19 protein-coding genes and 3 pseudogenes are annotated in these 17,148 nt (G+C 64.8%); 8 read left to right on the top strand and 14 right to left on the bottom strand.

The features are described from left to right. The 4 genes from BO39_RS26735 to BO39_RS26720 all read right to left on the bottom strand — a co-directional run. A partial coding sequence (locus tag BO39_RS26735; RefSeq protein WP_043839522.1) for an IS5 family transposase occupies positions 1–502 on the bottom strand: 502 nt, incomplete at its 3' end. 220 nt (positions 503–722) lie between these two features. Then, the gene (locus BO39_RS26730; RefSeq protein ID WP_156963966.1) at positions 723–1,223 is read right to left on the bottom strand and encodes a nuclear transport factor 2 family protein; all 501 of its coding nucleotides are present in this window, start codon (positions 1,221–1,223) and stop codon (positions 723–725) included. A 131-nt stretch (positions 1,224–1,354) separates the two neighbouring features. Continuing rightward, the gene (locus BO39_RS26725; RefSeq protein ID WP_245615426.1) at positions 1,355–1,615 is read right to left on the bottom strand and encodes an Atu4866 domain-containing protein; all 261 of its coding nucleotides are present in this window, start codon (positions 1,613–1,615) and stop codon (positions 1,355–1,357) included. 98 nt (positions 1,616–1,713) lie between these two features. Continuing rightward, on the bottom strand, positions 1,714–2,442 hold the full coding sequence (locus BO39_RS26720) for an SDR family oxidoreductase (protein ID WP_043839516.1): 729 nt from the start codon (positions 2,440–2,442) through the stop codon (positions 1,714–1,716). 150 nt (positions 2,443–2,592) lie between these two features. Between BO39_RS26720 and BO39_RS26715 the strand changes: the two genes are divergently transcribed. Next, a complete protein-coding gene (locus BO39_RS26715; RefSeq protein ID WP_043839514.1) occupies positions 2,593–3,498 on the top strand; it encodes a LysR family transcriptional regulator in 906 nt (301 codons plus the stop codon). 777 nt (positions 3,499–4,275) lie between these two features. Here BO39_RS26715 and BO39_RS33200 read toward each other — a convergent pair. The 6 genes from BO39_RS33200 to BO39_RS26685 all read right to left on the bottom strand — a co-directional run bounded on the left by BO39_RS33200 (position 4,276) and on the right by BO39_RS26685 (position 8,861). Continuing rightward, positions 4,276–4,530, bottom strand: a complete 255-nt coding sequence (locus tag BO39_RS33200) for a hypothetical protein (protein WP_043839512.1) — start codon at positions 4,528–4,530, stop codon at positions 4,276–4,278. 399 nt (positions 4,531–4,929) lie between these two features. Then, a complete protein-coding gene (locus BO39_RS31850) occupies positions 4,930–5,652 on the bottom strand; it encodes a TetR/AcrR family transcriptional regulator (protein WP_169742864.1) in 723 nt (240 codons plus the stop codon). 116 nt (positions 5,653–5,768) lie between these two features. Then, the gene (locus BO39_RS30565; RefSeq protein WP_052402847.1) at positions 5,769–6,101 is read right to left on the bottom strand and encodes an antibiotic biosynthesis monooxygenase family protein; all 333 of its coding nucleotides are present in this window, start codon (positions 6,099–6,101) and stop codon (positions 5,769–5,771) included. Between the two features lie 23 nt (positions 6,102–6,124). After that, a complete protein-coding gene (locus BO39_RS31845) occupies positions 6,125–7,066 on the bottom strand; it encodes a Bug family tripartite tricarboxylate transporter substrate binding protein (protein ID WP_084698574.1) in 942 nt (313 codons plus the stop codon). Next, the gene (locus BO39_RS26690; protein WP_043839508.1) at positions 7,063–7,995 is read right to left on the bottom strand and encodes a fumarylacetoacetate hydrolase family protein; all 933 of its coding nucleotides are present in this window, start codon (positions 7,993–7,995) and stop codon (positions 7,063–7,065) included. The genes BO39_RS31845 and BO39_RS26690 overlap by 4 nt, the downstream gene beginning before the upstream one ends. Further along, on the bottom strand, positions 7,992–8,861 hold the full coding sequence (locus BO39_RS26685) for a VOC family protein (protein WP_052402843.1): 870 nt from the start codon (positions 8,859–8,861) through the stop codon (positions 7,992–7,994). The genes BO39_RS26690 and BO39_RS26685 overlap by 4 nt, the downstream gene beginning before the upstream one ends. Positions 8,862–8,939: 78 nt before the next feature. Between BO39_RS26685 and BO39_RS26680 the strand changes: the two genes are divergently transcribed. The 5 genes and pseudogenes from BO39_RS26680 to BO39_RS31835 all read left to right on the top strand — a co-directional run bounded on the left by BO39_RS26680 (position 8,940) and on the right by BO39_RS31835 (position 13,266). Continuing rightward, on the top strand, positions 8,940–9,815 hold the full coding sequence (locus tag BO39_RS26680) for an NAD(P)-dependent oxidoreductase (RefSeq protein ID WP_043839506.1): 876 nt from the start codon (positions 8,940–8,942) through the stop codon (positions 9,813–9,815). Continuing rightward, positions 9,812–10,183 (top strand): YciI family protein, encoded by a 372-nt coding sequence (locus BO39_RS30555; RefSeq protein WP_052402841.1) that lies wholly within the window; start codon positions 9,812–9,814, stop codon positions 10,181–10,183. Before BO39_RS26680 ends, BO39_RS30555 begins: the two co-directional genes overlap by 4 nt. Before the next feature lie 30 nt (positions 10,184–10,213). Then, positions 10,214–11,353 (top strand): Bug family tripartite tricarboxylate transporter substrate binding protein, encoded by a 1,140-nt coding sequence (locus BO39_RS31840; RefSeq protein ID WP_084698573.1) that lies wholly within the window; start codon positions 10,214–10,216, stop codon positions 11,351–11,353. A 261-nt stretch (positions 11,354–11,614) separates the two neighbouring features. Continuing rightward, a pseudogene (locus BO39_RS26665) lies at positions 11,615–12,199 on the top strand (IS5 family transposase); the annotation flags it as partial. Between the two features lie 293 nt (positions 12,200–12,492). After that, positions 12,493–13,266: an alpha/beta hydrolase gene (locus BO39_RS31835; protein WP_211257577.1), complete on the top strand. Its 774-nt coding sequence runs from the start codon at positions 12,493–12,495 to the stop codon at positions 13,264–13,266. Positions 13,267–13,280: 14 nt separating this feature from the next. On the opposite strand, the gene BO39_RS34680 is transcribed toward BO39_RS31835, so the two are convergent. Together BO39_RS34680 and BO39_RS35455 are read right to left on the bottom strand one after the other, a co-directional pair. After that, positions 13,281–13,619, bottom strand: a complete 339-nt coding sequence (locus BO39_RS34680) for a TetR-like C-terminal domain-containing protein (RefSeq protein WP_052402835.1) — start codon at positions 13,617–13,619, stop codon at positions 13,281–13,283. Between the two features lie 102 nt (positions 13,620–13,721). After that, positions 13,722–13,907, bottom strand: a pseudogene (locus BO39_RS35455) (TetR/AcrR family transcriptional regulator); the annotation flags it as partial. A 176-nt stretch (positions 13,908–14,083) separates the two neighbouring features. Here BO39_RS35455 and BO39_RS26650 point away from each other — a divergent pair. Continuing rightward, complete coding sequence (locus BO39_RS26650; protein ID WP_043839504.1) at positions 14,084–14,635, top strand: DUF3159 domain-containing protein; 552 nt, start codon at positions 14,084–14,086, stop codon at positions 14,633–14,635. Positions 14,636–14,656: 21 nt separating this feature from the next. Further along, positions 14,657–15,433: a bestrophin-like domain gene (locus BO39_RS26645; RefSeq protein ID WP_043839502.1), complete on the top strand. Its 777-nt coding sequence runs from the start codon at positions 14,657–14,659 to the stop codon at positions 15,431–15,433. 134 nt (positions 15,434–15,567) lie between these two features. Here the strand turns inward: BO39_RS26645 and BO39_RS26640 are convergent, their stop codons facing one another. Next, entirely contained in the window at positions 15,568–16,617 is a 1,050-nt protein-coding gene (locus tag BO39_RS26640) for a tripartite tricarboxylate transporter substrate-binding protein (protein WP_052402833.1), read from the bottom strand. 396 nt (positions 16,618–17,013) lie between these two features. Beyond that, a pseudogene (locus tag BO39_RS34675) lies at positions 17,014–17,136 on the bottom strand (IS6 family transposase); the annotation flags it as partial. Positions 17,137–17,148 lie beyond the last annotated feature (12 nt).

Here is a 17,148-nt window from a genome sequence, read left to right as displayed (position 1 = left end):
CGGTGTCGGCATCGGTGGCGAGATGGAGCTTGCGCCACCCGTGCCGCGTCCTCGTGCCGTGCTTCTCCACAGGCCACTCGCCGGGGCCGCAGAACTTCAACCCCGTGCTGTCCACCAGCAGGTGGACGGGCTCCCTCCCAGGCGGCGGACGCGGTGCCGCCAGAGCCTCGGCCCGGCGGCTTATCGTGCTGTGGCCGGGCACGGCGAGGTCGAGCCCGAGCAGGGCGATGATGGAGGCGATGAGGCCTTCCGTCTGGCGCAGCGCCAGGCGGAACACCGCCCGCAGGGTCAGCGCCGTGGTGATCGCCAAGGCGGAGTAGCGGGGCTGACCACCACGGCCGGTGCGAGGCTCTGCGCCCCACGCCTCGATCGCCTCCTCCGTGAACCAGACGGTGAGGCTGCCGCGGGCGCGCAGACCAGCCTCATAGGAGGGCCAGTTCGTCACCCGGTGCCGCTGCTTCGGGATGCGGTGCTGGCGGACAGCGTTGGCCTTGTACGGCATGGGGGGCGCCTCATGAACCATCGAGGGTTAGCCCTCACGCCAGCCTACCCGAGAATGCCTAACCGGACGACCCGTGCACCAAGGTGATCCCGTGCGATAGCCCACAGCCCTGATGCCGACCTGATCCGGATCTGCGATGCCCGTCCTACCCTGCTGGCGGAGTTGAAGGCCAAGGGCATTGGTCAGGACTAGCCCGCGCTGGCAGGCCTCGGATGAATACTCAGGGCCTGTGCGCCTCGCTGGTGTCCACAGCACGCTGGTAAGCGACGAGATCAAGAAAGGCCTCAGCCTCCACAACGATTCCGTTTCTCATGGTAAATATCCATACAAACTGGTTGCTGTAGGCGTCTCCCGAAGTGGTCGTCGCCGCCGCCTCGAAGCGGATGATGACCGTGTCGCCGAAGGCCCAGATATGATGGACTTTAGGAACGAGCGGCGTTGCGAGGCGGGTCATGAGCGGACGCGAGGCGCGTTCAACGAAATCCTCTCGGCTCCGGTAGATGCCAGCGACCGGGCCAGAGCCGTGGATTGTCCAGACCACGTCCGGCGCGAGGAGCTCCACAAAGCCGCTGCGGCCGGCAGCCCATCCTTCAAAGGCCCGGCGTACGATGTCCTCGTTGCGGACTTGGGTCGAGGCGTCGATCGCCGCGGCTTGGGCATGCGCGGGCGCGGGCGCGGGCGCGGGCGCGGCGGCTAGTCCGAGCGCCAGCGTGATGGGCAACCCAACACCGGCGCTCGCAAAGGGCCGTATCAAGGATCGTAGGTTCACAGCATCATCCCTTTCGTTGCAGAGTTTTATGCATCATGCGGCACGGTCCGGACCACGCGCCCCGGACCATCTGCCGGGCGTGGTCAGGGCGGCGGCGCGATATCGGCCGGCCGCGGCCGACGGCGCAGCACCATGCCGCCGTGGTAGAGGGTGTCGCCGACGAAGTCGCCGTCGGCCGTGAAGCCGGTGTCGTCCCAGTATTCGATGTGGCTGCCGGTGACCTCGTACCGCCCCCGATACGCGCTCTCGCGCCCGCCGCGCGCTTCGTCATAGCGGCCATTCGGCAGGAGCTCGTGCTGCACCCGCCCGTCATCGGTGACCCACATGCCCACATAGGGGTGCACCACCCACGCCCTGGCCGGCTCTGCGACCGTGGGACCAGCGGGCGCAGCTACAAGGCCTGCCGCGATGAGGCCCGCTATGATTGTGCCGGGGCTGCGCATCAGTGCGCAGCCCGCGTCGGACGCACCACGATCTCGTTCACGTCCACATCGGCCGGCTGCTCCAGCGCGTAACGCACGGCGCGGCCGATGGCGTCCGGCTGGAGCGCGATGGCGCGGTAGGCCTTCATGGCCGCCGCGGCCGCGGGGTCGGTGATCGTGCCGGCGAGCTCGCTTTCCACTACGCCCGGATGGATGCAGGTGACGCGGATGTCGGCGCGCTCTTGGCGCAAGCCGTCCGAGATGGCCCGCACGGCGAACTTGGTGGCGCAGTACACGGCCGCCGTGGGCGAAACGGTGAGCGCGCCCACCGAGGCGATGTTAACCACATGGCCTGACCCGCGCGCGGTCATCTCGGGCAGCACGGCCGCGATGCCATAGAGGACACCCTTTATGTTGACGTCGACCATCTGCTCCCACTCCTCCACTTTCATGGAGGCCATGAGCGAAAGCGGCATGATCCCTGCGTTGTTGACGATCACGTCCACATGGCCGAAGGCGTCCCGGCCCGCCTGGGCGAACGCCTCGACGCTGTCGCGATCGGTGACATCGAGGTGGCGTGTCACAACGCGCGAACCGACGCTGCGAAGCTCATTCGCCACGGCTTCCAGGCGGCCCGTGCGGCGGGCGCCGAGCACCAGCGTCGCACCAGCGGCGGCGAGTTCCCGGGCTATGCCGATGCCGATCCCACTGGACGCGCCGGTGACGAGGACGACCTTCTCAAGAGCCATTGTAGCTTCTTCCATCTTGCACTGCCGCCGCCCGGATCTGCCCCTTCAACACCAGGGAGGATCGTGCTGGCCGGCGGGCAGAAGCTACGCGACGGGAACCGGAGCGATAACCAGCCTTTCGGGTGATGGGTTGGTTAGTATAAATGGACAATGCGCACCGATCTCAATGCCCTCGCTGTTTTCGCCACGGTGGCGGAGGAACGAAGCTTCCGTGCCGCCGCCGACCGCCTGGGCGTGACGCGGTCGGCCGTCAGCCAGTCCATCCAACGACTGGAGGAGGCGCTCGGCACAGCGGTGCTGATCCGGACGACGCGAAGCGTCAGGCTAAGCGAGGCCGGCGAGCGGCTGCGCAGCGACATCGCGCCCGCGATCGCCGAGATGCGCGTAGCCCTGGACAATGTGCGGGGTTTCGGTGGCGCGCCCCAGGGGCTGCTACGCATCGCCGTGTCCTCGATCGCGGAAGGCTTCCTTTCCGGCCCGCTCCTCGCCAGCTTCAGCCGCGCCTTTCCGGACGTGCAGATCGACATCTTCGTCACGGACGAGGAGGGCGACATTGTGGAGATGGGCTTTGACGCGGGAGTCCGCCTGGGCGAGGTGCTCGAGCGGGACATGATCGCCGTTCCCGTTTCGGCGGATCAGCGCCAGCTCGCCGTCTGCTCGCGGGCTTACCTGGCGGAGCGCGGACGGCCTGAACACCCGCGCGACCTGACAGGGCACCGCTGCGTCGGCTGGCGTCCAGCGCCCCATCGCCCGCCCTATCGGTGGGAGTTCTCGGAAGGCGGGCGCGAGTTCGCCGTGGACGTGGCGCCCGAAGTCACGACCAACGACATGGCGCTGATGATCCGTATGGCGCTCAGCGGCGCCGGGATCACCTTCGGCATGGCAGACACCTTCCAGAGCTTCCTGGAGCGCGGCGAGCTCGTTCCCGTATTGGAGGAGTTCAGCACCCCCTTCGCAGGCTTCTTTCTTTTCTACCCGAACCGTCGGAACGTTGCGCCGAAGCTTCGTGCCCTTCTCGACCACGTCCAACGTCACCGGGGCGGCGACAGGCAGTAACAGCCCGCTTCAGCGATGCCGAAGGACTGTGGTGCATGGATCAGATCTGATACGCTCGGCGCTGATTTCTAACTTTCTGGAGATTCCGTCGTAGTACCTGGAGTGATTCGCTTGTCCTGCTGGTGGCAGCGGGAGGGTGACATGGTTGGTGTGGTTGTGGTCACGCGGACGAATCTGGATGAGGAAGTGCTGCGGCGTGCAGCTTGCGGCGTGCGGCGGCGTCGCGTCGGATGCCAGCCTTGGCACGGATGCTGGAGAGGACGTCGCCCATGGAGGTAGCGCGGACCGCAGGCATGGATCATCAGACGCTTCGGGATAAGGTGCATCGCTACACCTGCCGACCGGGTTCGCGGTCGATGTGTCACTGAGTGAGACGCCCACGGATCAGACTCCGAGATGCGACAGTAGCACCGCCAGCATCATTCCGGCGCTTAACAGCAGCGCATCACGTGGTTGAAGAGCATGTTGTTCGAGACAGTACGGGCGAGCTCCTTCGCCTGCCGGACGATGCTGCTGTCTGGAACCTTGACGTCGGAGATCATCGCCTGTGTGCCTCTGCACCGGGAATGCTGGTGATCCGTAGCCCCTAAACGGCGATGGCCTAAACGACATAATTACCCCGAATTCTGCCAACGGGACCAAACGCCGTCGGATAACATACGGCAGCACGTGCCTGTCGTGTCGGGCACGAGCAACAACGTCAACGCGGCTGTGCTGTTGAATCGGCGCTGTTGCAGAAAGCGGCGTGAGGATGTGGCTTGGTCTTTGATGGCCTGATCAGGACACAGCGATGGTGTCGGGCATACCAAGGCGGTTGAAGGTGTTGAGGATGGCGCAGCGGATCTGCGCCTCTGCGACCTGACGGGCGGGGTTGCGGGCCGCAAGGCGCTCACCCAGGCGCTTGGGCCGTGAGATCGCCGTCTCGGCCAAGCTCCTGCGATGGTACCCGCTGCATCGTTTCCACAGCCGCCGCCCGAGATGCTGGATGGCGCGCAGCGTCTCGTTCCGCTCGGTCGCTCTGGTGGTTCTCACCTTCTATGGTTTGCCGTTGCGCCGGGGCGGTACGTCCAAGTCGGCCCGACGAGCGGCAGATGCTTCGTAGACGCCTCAGGTAGGTAGGCGCCGTCGCCGCTGATCACCGCGATCTGCTTGCCGGCTCTGGCCATCCAGGGAGGTCGGTCATGGAGTACTTTGCTGCGGTCGACGTCTCGCTCAAGCTGAGCAGCGTGTGCGTGGTGGACGGCACGGGACGGATCATGGTAGCTGATCGGGAACATCAGGTACCAGCGGACGGCCCAGAGGATCACCTCGGCAGTGAACTGTCATCCTTGAAGGACCGACCCGGCTCCACCGCGGCCACTTTCCGCTGTTCCGCCATGCCTCGGTTTGTACCTGCCCGGCGCAGCACTGCAAGTTCGCAACAGAACCCCCTTAACGGGCTCGCGCCCGGGGTTTGAGATTGGTGCCTTGTGCAGTGTGTGATCGTGCACCGTTGAGAAAGAGGTTAATCGAGGATCTTGCGGACGCCACGATCGTATCGTGGCTGATGTCGGTCGGCTGATTAAGCACGAGGCGCATGTGGACGTCGGTCTTAAGCAGGCCGATGAGTTGGGCCGCTGCGAGGTCAAGGTCGATGAGTTCAAGCCGCCCCTTGCGGCACTCGTCCTCCAGATACGATTTGAACGCCGCCTGCGAGCGTCGGACGGGGCCATCTACCATCATGGCTCCAACTTCCGGGAAGGCGCGGGCATCCGCGACAACCGTCCGGTAAAGTTCTACCTGCTGCGGCTCGTAGAGGGCACGAAGGAACGATACAGCCATTTCGACCAGCACTTCCTCTATACTTTGCCCGGCAGCAACTGAGGCTAGAGTTTCCGGCGCTACGTCGGCGCACCGGCGACGGATGACCGCAGCATAGAGTTCGCCCTTGCTGTGGAAGTTGCTGTAGACCGTGCGCTTTGATACGCCTGCCAACTCGGCAATGCCGTCCATGCTCGTGCCGCCAAAGCCGTTCCGAAGGAACGCCGCCTCCGCAGCGTCAAGCACCAGTTCAGCCTTTCGCGCTTGACCCCCACGGCGCGGCACCGGCACAGGCTTGACCGAGAACGGCCGTGGGCACTCGTCCGTCGCAGTGTTTTTTGTGGCCGCATCCATCCCCACCATCCCACGTTCGCAACCTGTCCTCTGTAGCGCGTAGGAGGTGGAATTAAGAGGGAGGAGATCTAACTTCACCTCAGGCGCCAGCAGGGGCTGCCAAGCCAGCCCGCTTCTCAGCTCTCCATCGTGCGCGGTTCCGGCCGCTGTCCCTCCCGGTAAACATCAATGATTGGTTCGAAGATCGCCGGATGCCCCTTAACTCCGGGGATGAGGTTCTCCTTCGGCTTGTAGTCGTCGTGGGTCGCGCGCCACGCCTCGGCGCTCTCCCAAGTGGCGATGTTGATGAAACGAAAAGTTGAGTTCCCGACTCCAGTATTACGGTGCAAGTGGGTTTCAATGAAACCAGCCATTTTAGAAAAAACTTGCGTTGTATTCTGCCAGTTCCTAAGGAATTCCTCTTCCTTGTCTTCCGGCACAATGAAGGCATTCAGCAGGGTGACGGGCATGGCTTGATGTCCTTCTGAATGATCTATTCGGCGAGCCGCAGGTCGCGGACTAGGGCAGCCATGGTGGCATCGTCCGCCTCCATCCGCGCAGTTAAGGCGGCTCGGCTCGTGTGGGTTCCTTGTACCGCTTGACGCTCGGCCATAGTGGTATAGGCAGGGCTCGTCGCGGCCTCCGCGCAGGCAGCCTCCAGTCGGGCAAGTATCGGGACCGGCGTGCCTTCTCGCACGAAAATGCCACCATAAGTGACACTCGTCGTAGAATAGCCTAGTTCGGCAACCGTCGGCACTTCAGGGTGAGACCGAATGCGTTCCGTCGCGATCACCGCGAGGGAGCGAAGCCCAAGGCTGGTCGCAAGGTAGGATGTGATGATGCCGACGTCCGGCGTGCCGCTCATGAGAGTTGCAGCATACTCCGCCTCCCCGCGATAGGGCACATGGGTCAAGTCGACTCCCGCACGGCGCCACAGCCCAGCTCCTGCGATATGAGGGGCTGAAGCGACGCCGCTATGTCCATACCGGAGCGCTCCAGGGTGCTCCCGCGCGTGGGAGAGCAGGGCCGCAAGGTTGGGAAAGCGCGAAGTGGGTGAGATAGCGACATGGTAGACGTTTTCAAAAGTACCGCAGACGGGAACAACAGAGCTGCGAGCGTAGGGTAGCCGCACGCGATGGGGCTGCACGATGAGTGGCGTAACGGGCGAGAAGGCGAGCGTGTAGCCATCTGCCGGTGCAGAGGCGAGTGCCGCCATCGCGATGGTGAGCGCTCCTCCTGTGCGGTTCACGACGATGATGCGGCTGCCGAGGACCCGTTCCAGCTCTCCGGCGAATACCCGGGCAAGGACGTCCGTGCCGGAACCTGCGGGCAGAGGCATGAGCATCTGAATAGGGCGATCTGGGTAGATACCTTGAGCCAGGGCAGGCGGTGCCGCGAAGATGAGGGCTCCGAGGGAGCGGCGGGCGAGGGTCATGACGCGGCTTTGCCAATGATGGTCCGCAAGGTACCGAGGCCCTCAACCTCAGCCTCCACCACATCACCGGGCGAGAGGAAGTGGCCGCTCTCCGCACCCACACCCATCGGCGTTCCGGTAAGGATTATGTCGCCAGGGTGGAGCGTGAGGCGGGACGAGAGGTGCGCGATCTGCTCGGCAGGGGTGAAGATCATCCGCGCCGTGGTTGAGTCCTGTCGCAGATCCCCGTTTACCCGGAGCCGAATGGAGAGTGCGAGCGGATCCGGTACGGCGGCTGCAGGTACGATCCAGGGGCCGAATGGGCAGGAGCCATCGAAACATTTCTGGCCCACCCAGTCGAACTTGAAAGGGGAGCCATCGGGGACACCAGGACGGCTGACAAAATCCCTCGCTGAGAGATCGTTCGCAACCACGTAGCCCGCAACATGCTCCAAAGCTCGCTCGACCGGCACATTGCGGGCAGTGCGGCCGATAACGAGCCCGAGTTCGACCTCCCAATCCAGCTTTTGCGAAGGCATCTCGACTGTCGCATCCGGCCCGACCGCGCAGCGCGAGGGTTTGATGAAATGCCAGGGGTTCAGTCCGACCTCGTGCGGGTCGGGATCAGGCGGCAGCCCGAGGACCTCCGCCATGCGAGCGACATGGTCGGTGTAGTTCGCCCCTGCGCAGTAGATGGTGGTAGGATAGTGGACCGGCGCAAGCAGGACAGCCTCAGCGAGGGGCGTAGTGGCCAAGTCACCCGCCATCATCGCGCCGACCGCCCTGGACAATCTTACCTGAGCGGCATCCCAATCTTCCAGAATGCCGATGATTGTGGCGTCACGGACCTCACCTGTCCCTCCGGCAGCATCGGTGAAGTCGTCACCCACTGCGATGCCGGCGCGCGGCCCACTGTCAGAGCGGTAAGTAAGGAGGCGCCAACTGATCATCGCTCGCCACTCATAAGTGCGATGGCACGTGCGGAAGGCCCGCCGGTACCCCAAACGTTTGCGGTGTCGGGCTCGCGTGGCCATTCCTTCGCGATCCAGGATGTGGGATCGTCAATTTGGAGTACATCGCTCGTGAATTCGATGACGAAGCCCGCGGGGTCCTCGAAGTAGCAGAACACGTTGCCCCCCGGCCCGTGCCGACCGGGACCCCAGATGGGGCTGTGACCCATCTTCGCCATACGCCCAACACCTCTCATCACACCATCCACCGAGCCGCAGTCCATCGAGAAGTGGTTCAGGCCTGAGGCGACACCCGGAGAGACGCCGATGCAGTGATGCTGCGGCTGGTCGCATCGTAGGAAGGTGAGGAGATCACGCTCATAGCGGTCAGCGACCGTAAAGCCGAGCGTGTCGGTGAAGAAGGAGACGAGCCGAGCTGGTTCGGTGGAGTTCAGCACCACGTGGCTAACAAAAAGCGGGTATCCGTCATTGCCCTCGCTAGAGGGCAGATCCTCGTCGTGGATGAGTTCGATCTCCTGCCCGTCGGGCCCTGCGATCAGGACCGAGGCTTGGCCCGACGCCCCCGGGAGGCGCAGGACGGGCACACCTGCGGCCGCGAGATCGCGAGCAGCCATGTGCACCGCAGCCTCCGAGCGTAACGCCAAAGAAAGCCCCCGGAAACATGCGGCCGCCGCGCGACGCAGATGCAGAACCGGTCGCGCGTCGCGGCGAGTGACAAGCATCACGCTGTCTTCGGCCGCCTGCGCCTCAGCCAGGCCATAGGCGTCAACGTAGTACCGGACTGAGGCGTCCACCTCGGTCACATCGAGCGAGAGGCTGCGAAGGTGAGATATGGGCTGGATCAAAATGGAGCCTCCTCCGTGCTTGCACAAAGTAAACTACACGGTGTAGGTTAAGTCAAGGATCAAGGGAGGGGTGGCGCGATGCATAGTGCGGGAGACCGCCGGACGATCGGCTTCGTTGGGTTGGGCAACATCGGCGTGCCGATGGCCACCAATCTGCTTCGAGCCCAGTACGACGTACTCGGTTTCGATCCGGTGATGCCCGATGCCTTCCTCGCGGCGGGTGGCCGTGCAGCGACTGATGTCGCCGAGGTTGCGCGCTGCTGCGATGCAGTGGTGCAGAGCCTTCCAAACGAGGCCGCCCTCGTCGCGTCGGTGAACGCTCTCCTAGCTCACGCCGCCGCCGGCACGGTGCTTATCGAAATCAGCAGCTACAAACCGGCTGTGAAGCGCAGGGAGGCCGACCGCTTAGCGGATGCCGGGATTACTATGCTGGACTGCGAAGTAAGCGGGCTGCCGCCTCAGGCTGCGCAACGGAAGGCTGTAATCTTCAAGGCAGGTGACCGTGATGCCATGGCACGCGTGACCCCGGTCCTCGACGCGATGGCGGAAAATCACTTCGATCTGGGTCCCTTCGGCGCTGCAACCACGATGAAGCTCATTGCCAACGCAATGGTCTGTGCCAACAACCTGCTGGCCGCCGAGGCACTCAACCTCGGCCGCCGTGCGGGCCTGGACCCCGCCCAGGTCGTGGCCGTGCTCGGGCCAAGTGCGGCTGGTTCGGCCACGTTTACGAACAAGGCTCCGCTGATGCTTTCACGCGAGTTCGGAACGGGGCGCGGACCCTTTCGCCACATGTTCGGGTATCTCAGCCGGGCAGCGGACCTCGCGCAGGAGGTGGGCGCCAGGACCCCGCTTCTGGACCGCACGTGCGAAATCTACAGGAAGGCAGAAGCAGAAGGGCGGCACGAGCAAGATATTGCGGCCATCATCGAGGTTGTGGAGGCGCAGCCTTGACCGATACCGAGGAGATCGCCGCGCTCAAGGCGCGAATGGCGAAGAAGCGCTACTTCATGATGCGTCGTCAGGTTCGGGACCCTTCCCGGATCGGCCTCGTGCTGCTCGCCCATTACCGTTGGATCATCGAGATGGAGAAGAGGGATAGCATCTTGCTGTCCGGCCCCCTGTCAGATCGCCAGGGCGGAGCTGGAGTGGGCATGACGATCCTGCGCACCGAGACCTGGGAGGAAGCCGAGAGGATCGCCGCAAGCGATCCCTTCTGCACCTCCGGCGCGATGACTTTCGAAATCATGGCGTGGCAGGTGAACGAGGGTCGCCTCAAGCTTTCAGTCGATCTATCGGACGGCACCTTTCACCTGGCGTAGGCGGGTGCGCCCGTCTTGAGCTCGGGCGGCATGGTAACGGCCCAAGCGCTGCTGAATGGCGAAGGCAGCTTGATGCTCATGACGAAGGAATCGCTTCGCAGAACTCCCGCTCAAGATGCGGGAAGCAACGCAAATGCCTGCAAGCAGGAGAAGACGACCATGACAATGGGCATTCCCACCGCGTCGGTAGCCGTGTCTCGCAAAGGCAGGTTCGGGCGCCGTGCGGTGCTGGCCGGTTTGCCTGGCCTTTCATTGGCACAGGCTGCGCATGCACAGGGTATCTCCACCCGCCCCATCACCATTATCTTGCCCTACAGCGCCGGCTCACCACCAGACGTCGTTGCCCGCCTCGTTGCCGACGGCTTCTCCCGGCGCTGGGCTCAGCCCTTCGTTGTTGAAAATCGTACTGGCGCAAGCGGCAACATTGGGGCCGCCGCCGCCGCCCGCGCTGCACCTGATGGGCACACGCTCCTGATCTCGGCCGCCACACTCGTGATGAATGTCGGCCTCTATCGCGACCTGCCCTACGACCCTGTGCACAGCTTCACACCACTGTCGCTCCTGGCCACATCGAACTTTGCCCTGCTTATCCATCCTTCCTGTGGGTCGAACCTGAATGAATTCCTTGACCGTGTACGTCATCAACCCGGCCGCCTGAACTATGCCTCGGCAGGTGTTGGCACGCCGCACCACCTCCTCATCGAGTTGATGAAGCAGCGTGCGCAGGTCGACATCAACCATGTTCCCTACCGAGCGGTCGCGAGTGCCGTGAACGACCTCCTCGGTGGACAGGTCTGCGCCATGACCGTGCCGATCGCGAGCGCAGTTGACCTCGTACGAAGTGGTCGCGTCCGCCTTGTCGCAACATTGAGCGAGACGCGGCTGCCAGTCACCTTGGACACGCCGACCCTTTCGGAATTAGGAGTCCCCGGCGTGATCCATCAGGACTGGTTTTCCCTCTTCGCCCCGCATGGTCTGCCAGTTGATTTGGCTGCGCGCTTTAGCGCAACGGCGCGGGAGATCGTGCTCTCCCCTGACGTCTCCGCCGTGCTCTACTCGGCGGGCCTTGAGCCAGTGGGCAGCGCGCGAGAGGCGCTACGGGATCGTGTGGCTAACGACCTTCAGATCTGGGGAGGCATCATCCGAGCCGCTGGCATCACTGCCGACTGAAACGCACGGAGACTTCGTTGTGCATCACCTTGGTGCACGGGTCGTCCGGTTAGGCATTCTCGGGTAGGCTGGCGTGAGGGCTAACCCTCGATGGTTAAGGAGGCGCCCGCCATACCGTAACAAGGCCAACGCTGTCCGCGAGTGTGTTGCATAGGTCCGATTGGCAGTCGGGGAGGGTCAGGTTCCTGAGGAGGCGACGCTCGTCATTCTCCAGGAGAGCGCAGCTTGCGGTACAAGGCCAATGCCGACCGCCGTCACCGTATCCCGAAGCAGCAGTTCCGGGCGACGAACTGGGCGGAGTACGATGCGGCCCTGCGCGGGCGCGGCAGTCTGATCGTGTGGTTCACGGAGGCGGCAGTCGCGGCCTGGAAGGGTGAGCCCCGGACCACGCGGGGCGGCCAACCCCGCTATTCGGAGCTGGCTCTCTCCACGGCCCTGACGCTTCGGGCCGTGTTTCGGCTTGCCTTGCGTCAGACCGAAGGCCTGATCGGCTCGATCATCGCCCTGCTCGGGCTGGATCTGGCCGTGCCGGACCACAGCACCCTCAGCCGCCGGGGCGAGATCCTAAAGGTGCCGCAGGCTCGTGCTGGCACGCGCCCCATACACCTGCTGGTGGACAGCACGGGGCTGCGGCTATGTGGCCCGGGCGAGTGGCTCGTCGAGAAGCACGGGAGCAGGGCACGCCGGTCGTGGCGCAAGTTGCACATCGGGGTGGACGCCGACACCGGGCGGATCGTCGCGTCCACCCTGACGGCGCACGACGTCGACGACGCCTCGTAGGTTAGCCCCTTGCTCGACCAGGTCGCAGACCCAATCGCCTCGTTCACCGCCGACGGCGCCTACGACCAGCCTGCCGACTGTCCCGTCGCGCGACCCTGGCTTCTCCCTTCATGGCTGGCTTGTTCTCAGCGCCCGGGCACGCCCAGCCGCTGCCCTCTGACGCTCGGCCACGCGCCGTGCCGGCTCGGCTATTGCCAGTCCCGAGATCGGTCAGCCCCGCGCTGCAACACCGCATCGCCGCACCTTACCCGGTGGGTTGGGATACTGTGCCGCAGACGGCAGAGGACTGGCGAGTTCTGGCTGCGCGCAGTGCCGCTGAGGTCACCCCACACCTCCAAGCCATCCAGCAGCAACTCGGCGTGCGCGTTGAGACCTCGCAGATCGCGGGCGTCCGGGTCTTCGTGGTCACGCCCAACGACCTGCCTGACCGACACCGCAACAGACTTCTCATGCACGTCCATGGCGGCGGCTACGTCTTGTACCCGGGAGAGGCCGGCGCGGGCGAGGCGATGCTGATGGCCGGCTACGGGCGCTTCAAGGTTGTCTCGGTCGACTACCGCACGGCGCCCGACTACCCGTATCCCGCAGCGCTCGACGACACGTTAGCTGTCTGGCGTGCCCTGGTGGCGGAACACGATCCACGGCGCCTAGCGATCTTCGGCAGCTCCGCGGGTGGTGGGCTGACGCTGGCAGCCGTCCTGCGAGCGCGCGCGGAGGGTCTCCCGCTTCCCGGTGCTATCGCGCCTGGTACGCCCTGGTCGGACCTGACGGGGGAGGGCGACTCCCTTTCGGCCAATGCCTTCGTGGACAATGTGCTGGTCTCGCTGGAGGGTTGGGTGGGCGCTGCGGCAAGCCTGTACGCGAACGGTCACGATCTGCGTGACCCGCTGATCTCGCCGATCTGCGGTGAATTCACCGGCTTTCCGCCGGCGATCCTGACCTCGGGGACGCGCGACCTGTTCCTCAGCCAGACAGTGCGAGCCCACCGTAAGCTGCGTCAGGCCGGCGTCGAAGCGGCTCTTCAGGTCTTCGAGGGGCAGAGCCACGCTCAGTTCCTCGACCCCTTCGTGCCAGAGACCGAGGAGGCGTTCGGCGAGATCAAGCGGTTCTTCGATACGCACCTCCTGCCGTGAGAACCTCGGCAGCCTCATTCCCCGACGCGTGCGGTGGCCAGGACGGCCTCCAGGAGGGTGTCGGCACCCTCCTCTCCCGGAAGAGAGGCGATCAATCCATTCAGCCGGCCATCGATCAGCAGCGTCGCGAAGCCATGCACGAGCGCCCACAACGCCGTCGACTGCGCGGCCATCTGCAAGGGAGTGAGCGGCTGGCCTGGAGCACGTGCGGACGCTGCTGCGCGCAGGGCGCCGCGAGCGTTGGCGATCGCGTCGCGCAGTGCCGGTCGGGCAAAATCCAGGCGCTCACTCCGGTACATCAGGGCGAACAGGCCTGGGTGCTTTCGAGCGAAACCAACATAGGCGCTGCCCATGGCCCTCATCCTGGCCCTGGGATCATCCCCTGCAGCCTCCAGAGCCTCCGATACCGCCCTGCCGAAGCGGCGGTACCCATGTGCCGCGAGCTCGCTGAGCAAACCGGTGAGATCACCGAAATGGCCTGCAGGAGCTGCGTGGGAGACCCCGGCCGCGCGGGCCGTGGCCCGGAGCGTCAAGCTTTGGATGCCGTCTTGCTCAAGGATCCTCTCGGCGGCTGACAGGAGCGCGGCCGGGAGGTCGCCGTGATGATACGGGCGAGACGGCTTCGGCTCTCTGCTTGGCATGGCCAGTTAACGGTTCACATCGTGAGTTGACACCAATGAAGAGATACAGCTACTCAATCTTGCCACCGTCAAGATGGATCCGACGTGCTGGTGACGGTCGCCCGCCCGACTGCTCGCTTGCTGCGCCCTCAGGATCACGCCCCGTGTAAGGGCCGGCTTGGTTCGGGAGATCGGTGATGAGCATCCTGCTGGCCTTCGCGCCCTTCATCGTCTTCGCCGCTGTCGACCGATTGGTCGGCCCGACGGAAGGGCTGGTTGCCGGCGCCCTGACCTCGCTGGCCCTGCTGGTGCGGGACTGGCTCAGCCCAGGCCGAACGCCGAAGCTGCTCGAAATCGGCACAGCGCTGCTCTTCGGCGGCATGGCGCTCTACGCCGTGCTCGGCGATCCCGCCTGGTCGATCATGGCCGTGCGGCTGCGCGTCGATGCTGGGCTGCTGGTGATCGTGCTGGGAACGCTGGCGATCGGACGTCCCTTCACCCAGCAGTACGCGCGGGAGAAGGTACCCGCCGCCTACTGGAACAGCCCCTCCTTCTTGCGGACCAATACCGTGATTACTGCGGTCTGGGCGCTCGCCTTCCTGGTGATGGTGGTTGCCGACCTCGTCCTCATCTACATGCCCGATGTGCACCCCCGGGTTGGGATCATCGCGACAGTTCTTGCCCTGGTCGGCGCCATCAAGTTCACCGGATGGTACCCGGAGCGGGCGAAGCGCCCCGCTGCTGGCTGACCGGCACTCCGGACAGAAGCCGTGAGCGACATCGCCACTAGTCTCATCGTCGCCGGCTGCGTCTTTGCCGGCGGCTTGGTTGGCCTGCAGCTCCACCGTGTGCTGCCGCCGCACCACCTTGCCAAGGAGACGCTAGATGTTGTCCGGCTCGGCGCCGGCATGGTGTCCGTTCTGGCCTCCCTTGTCTTCGGACTTCTGATCGCCACGGCCAAGTCGGGCTCTGACACCGCCGATCACGCGATGCGCGCCTACGCGGCCGACACCATTCTGCTTGATCGCACCCTGCGCAGCTATGGAGCGGAGACGGCAGCCGCACGCGCTCTGCTGCGCCATACCACGGAGCGCACGCTTCGAGACCTCTGGCCAAAGCCGGGTGAGGCCTTCATCGGGATCGACGATCCTTCGGCAGGCGACCTGTTGGGGCGGGCACAGGAGGCGATCGAGCTTCTACAGCCCGTTGGTCCGCAGCAAACCTGGCTGCGGCAGCAGGCGCTGCAGCATTGTTCGTCGCTCGTGCGTCAGCGCTGGCTGCTGATCGAGCAGGCGGGTCCGAACGTTCGGCCGATGATCCTGGTCGTGCTGATCATGTGGACCGTCGCTATCTTCGTCAGCTTTGGCCTGAACGCGCCGCGCAACGGCACCGTGGTCGGCGCCTTCCTGATTATCTCACTGGCGATCGGTGGAGCCGTGTTCTTGATCCTCGAGATGGACAGCCAGTTCGAGGGCTATCTTCGCCTTTCAGAGCTGCCACTGCGCAACGCGCTGGTACAGCTTAGCTCCGGGGCGGGCGGGACGTGACACTTCAGCCGAACATTCGCGCGCCTGTAGCCGGTTAAGGTAAGGCCCTATCATGAGCCACCAACCCGGCCTTGGTCCCTGATCGCGTTTGGTGAGCAGGCCCAGGCAGCGACATCGGCTTGGTCGACTTGGCATTACTCAATGCGGATCCGATTATCGCGCACGACCCGCTGCCAGACGGCAGTCTGGTTTTCGATGAACTGGCCGAAGGTGGCAGGCTCTGACAGGACGAGATCGAAGCCGAGCCCGCCTCTCAACTGAGCGTTCGTCGTGGGAGCTTCGACGGCCCGGACAAGCGCTTCCCGGAAGCGCTGCAGGATCGGTGCCGCCGTGGCGATGGGTGCGAGCACGCCGAGGAATGATGCGGCGTCTATGCCGGGCACGCCGCACTCGGCCAAGGTCGGTAGGTCCGGATACATGCCCGAGCGCCTCGCTCCCGTCTGCGCCAAGGCGCGGACAAGGCCGGAAGCGACGTGACCGGACAGTGCGGCGGCGCCCATGGCGATGTCCGTCTGGTTCCCTGCGGCCGCCGTCGCCAGCGGTCCGCCGCCGGGATAGGGCACGTGCAGGAACTGCACCCCCAGCACCCCCTGCATTTGCGCCAGGACCAAATGCGCCATGGTGCCGTTGCCGTTGGTGGCGCAGGAGACGGCCTCGGGCGGTCCGCGACGAGCAGCCTCCACCACCTCCGGAAAGCTGCGCCACGCGCGAGCGGCAGGGGTCACGATCAGCAGGGGCGTCGTGCCGATCAGGGTAATGGGGGCGAGGTCCCGGGCGGAATCATACCCAGGATTAGGAATCAGCGCCGGGTTAGTGACGTGACTGTCGAAGACGAAGACGAAGGTCTGTCCGTCCGGTGCCGCCCGCGCCGCTGCGGCTGTGCCCAAGGTCCCGCCAGCTCCCGCTCGGTTCTCGACCACTACGGGCACGCCGAGCTCCGCCTGGAGCCCGGGCTGCACGAGGCGCGCGACAGCGTCCACCGTGCCGCCCGGCGGATAAGGCGCGATGATGCGGATCGGCTTCTGAGGCCATCCGGCAGTCTGCGCCAGTGCCGGCGCCGCGACACCGCTCGCCATGCCTGCCAACAAGCCCCGGCGTTGCACGATCACGCGCTCCGCTGCGATAGCACTGCCCGCGTTCTGCCACTGGCTTTGCAACGCGCCGGCACCCTCGATCTCCGCCAAGACCCTCTTCTCCCTAACATCGTCGAGCGACTGAACCGCCCGTTATTTGAGATCACCTACCTCCTTCCGAAAAAGGGCAAGCCTCAGATCATCCGCTGCCCCAAGATGTGATGGTATGGCGGTCCTGGCCTGCTGCGGAGCGGCATTGGCAAGTTGTTTGAGAGGAAGGCGAGATCTGTCGCGTGATCGAGCGTGCTGCAGGATCATGACGCCGTCTGGACGCAGGTTTCCTGCTGTCAACTCCGGACGGCCTTGTTCCGGGCGCGCCGGTACTCGCCAGCCGTCATCAGGTGCCGACGTGGACGAAAGTGGCCGTAGATCACGCCGTGCGCCGAGAGGAACCGCTGGGCCTGCTCAGCCGACTTGAAGCGCTGCATCTGCCGCTCTCGCCGTCGGCTCCGCCAGGATCAGTTCCACGTCCCGTAAGCTCAGGCTGAACACATGGTAGAGCCAAACGGCATGGCTGATGATCTCCGCCGGAAAGCGGTACCCAGGGTAGGTAGAAGGGTCTGAGGTCATCCAGGCAGACTG

This window comes from Roseomonas aerilata DSM 19363 (genome assembly GCF_000711725.1).
Lineage (GTDB): Bacteria > Pseudomonadota > Alphaproteobacteria > Acetobacterales > Acetobacteraceae > Roseomonas > Roseomonas aerilata.
This window is presented reverse-complemented; position numbering and strand designations above follow the sequence as displayed.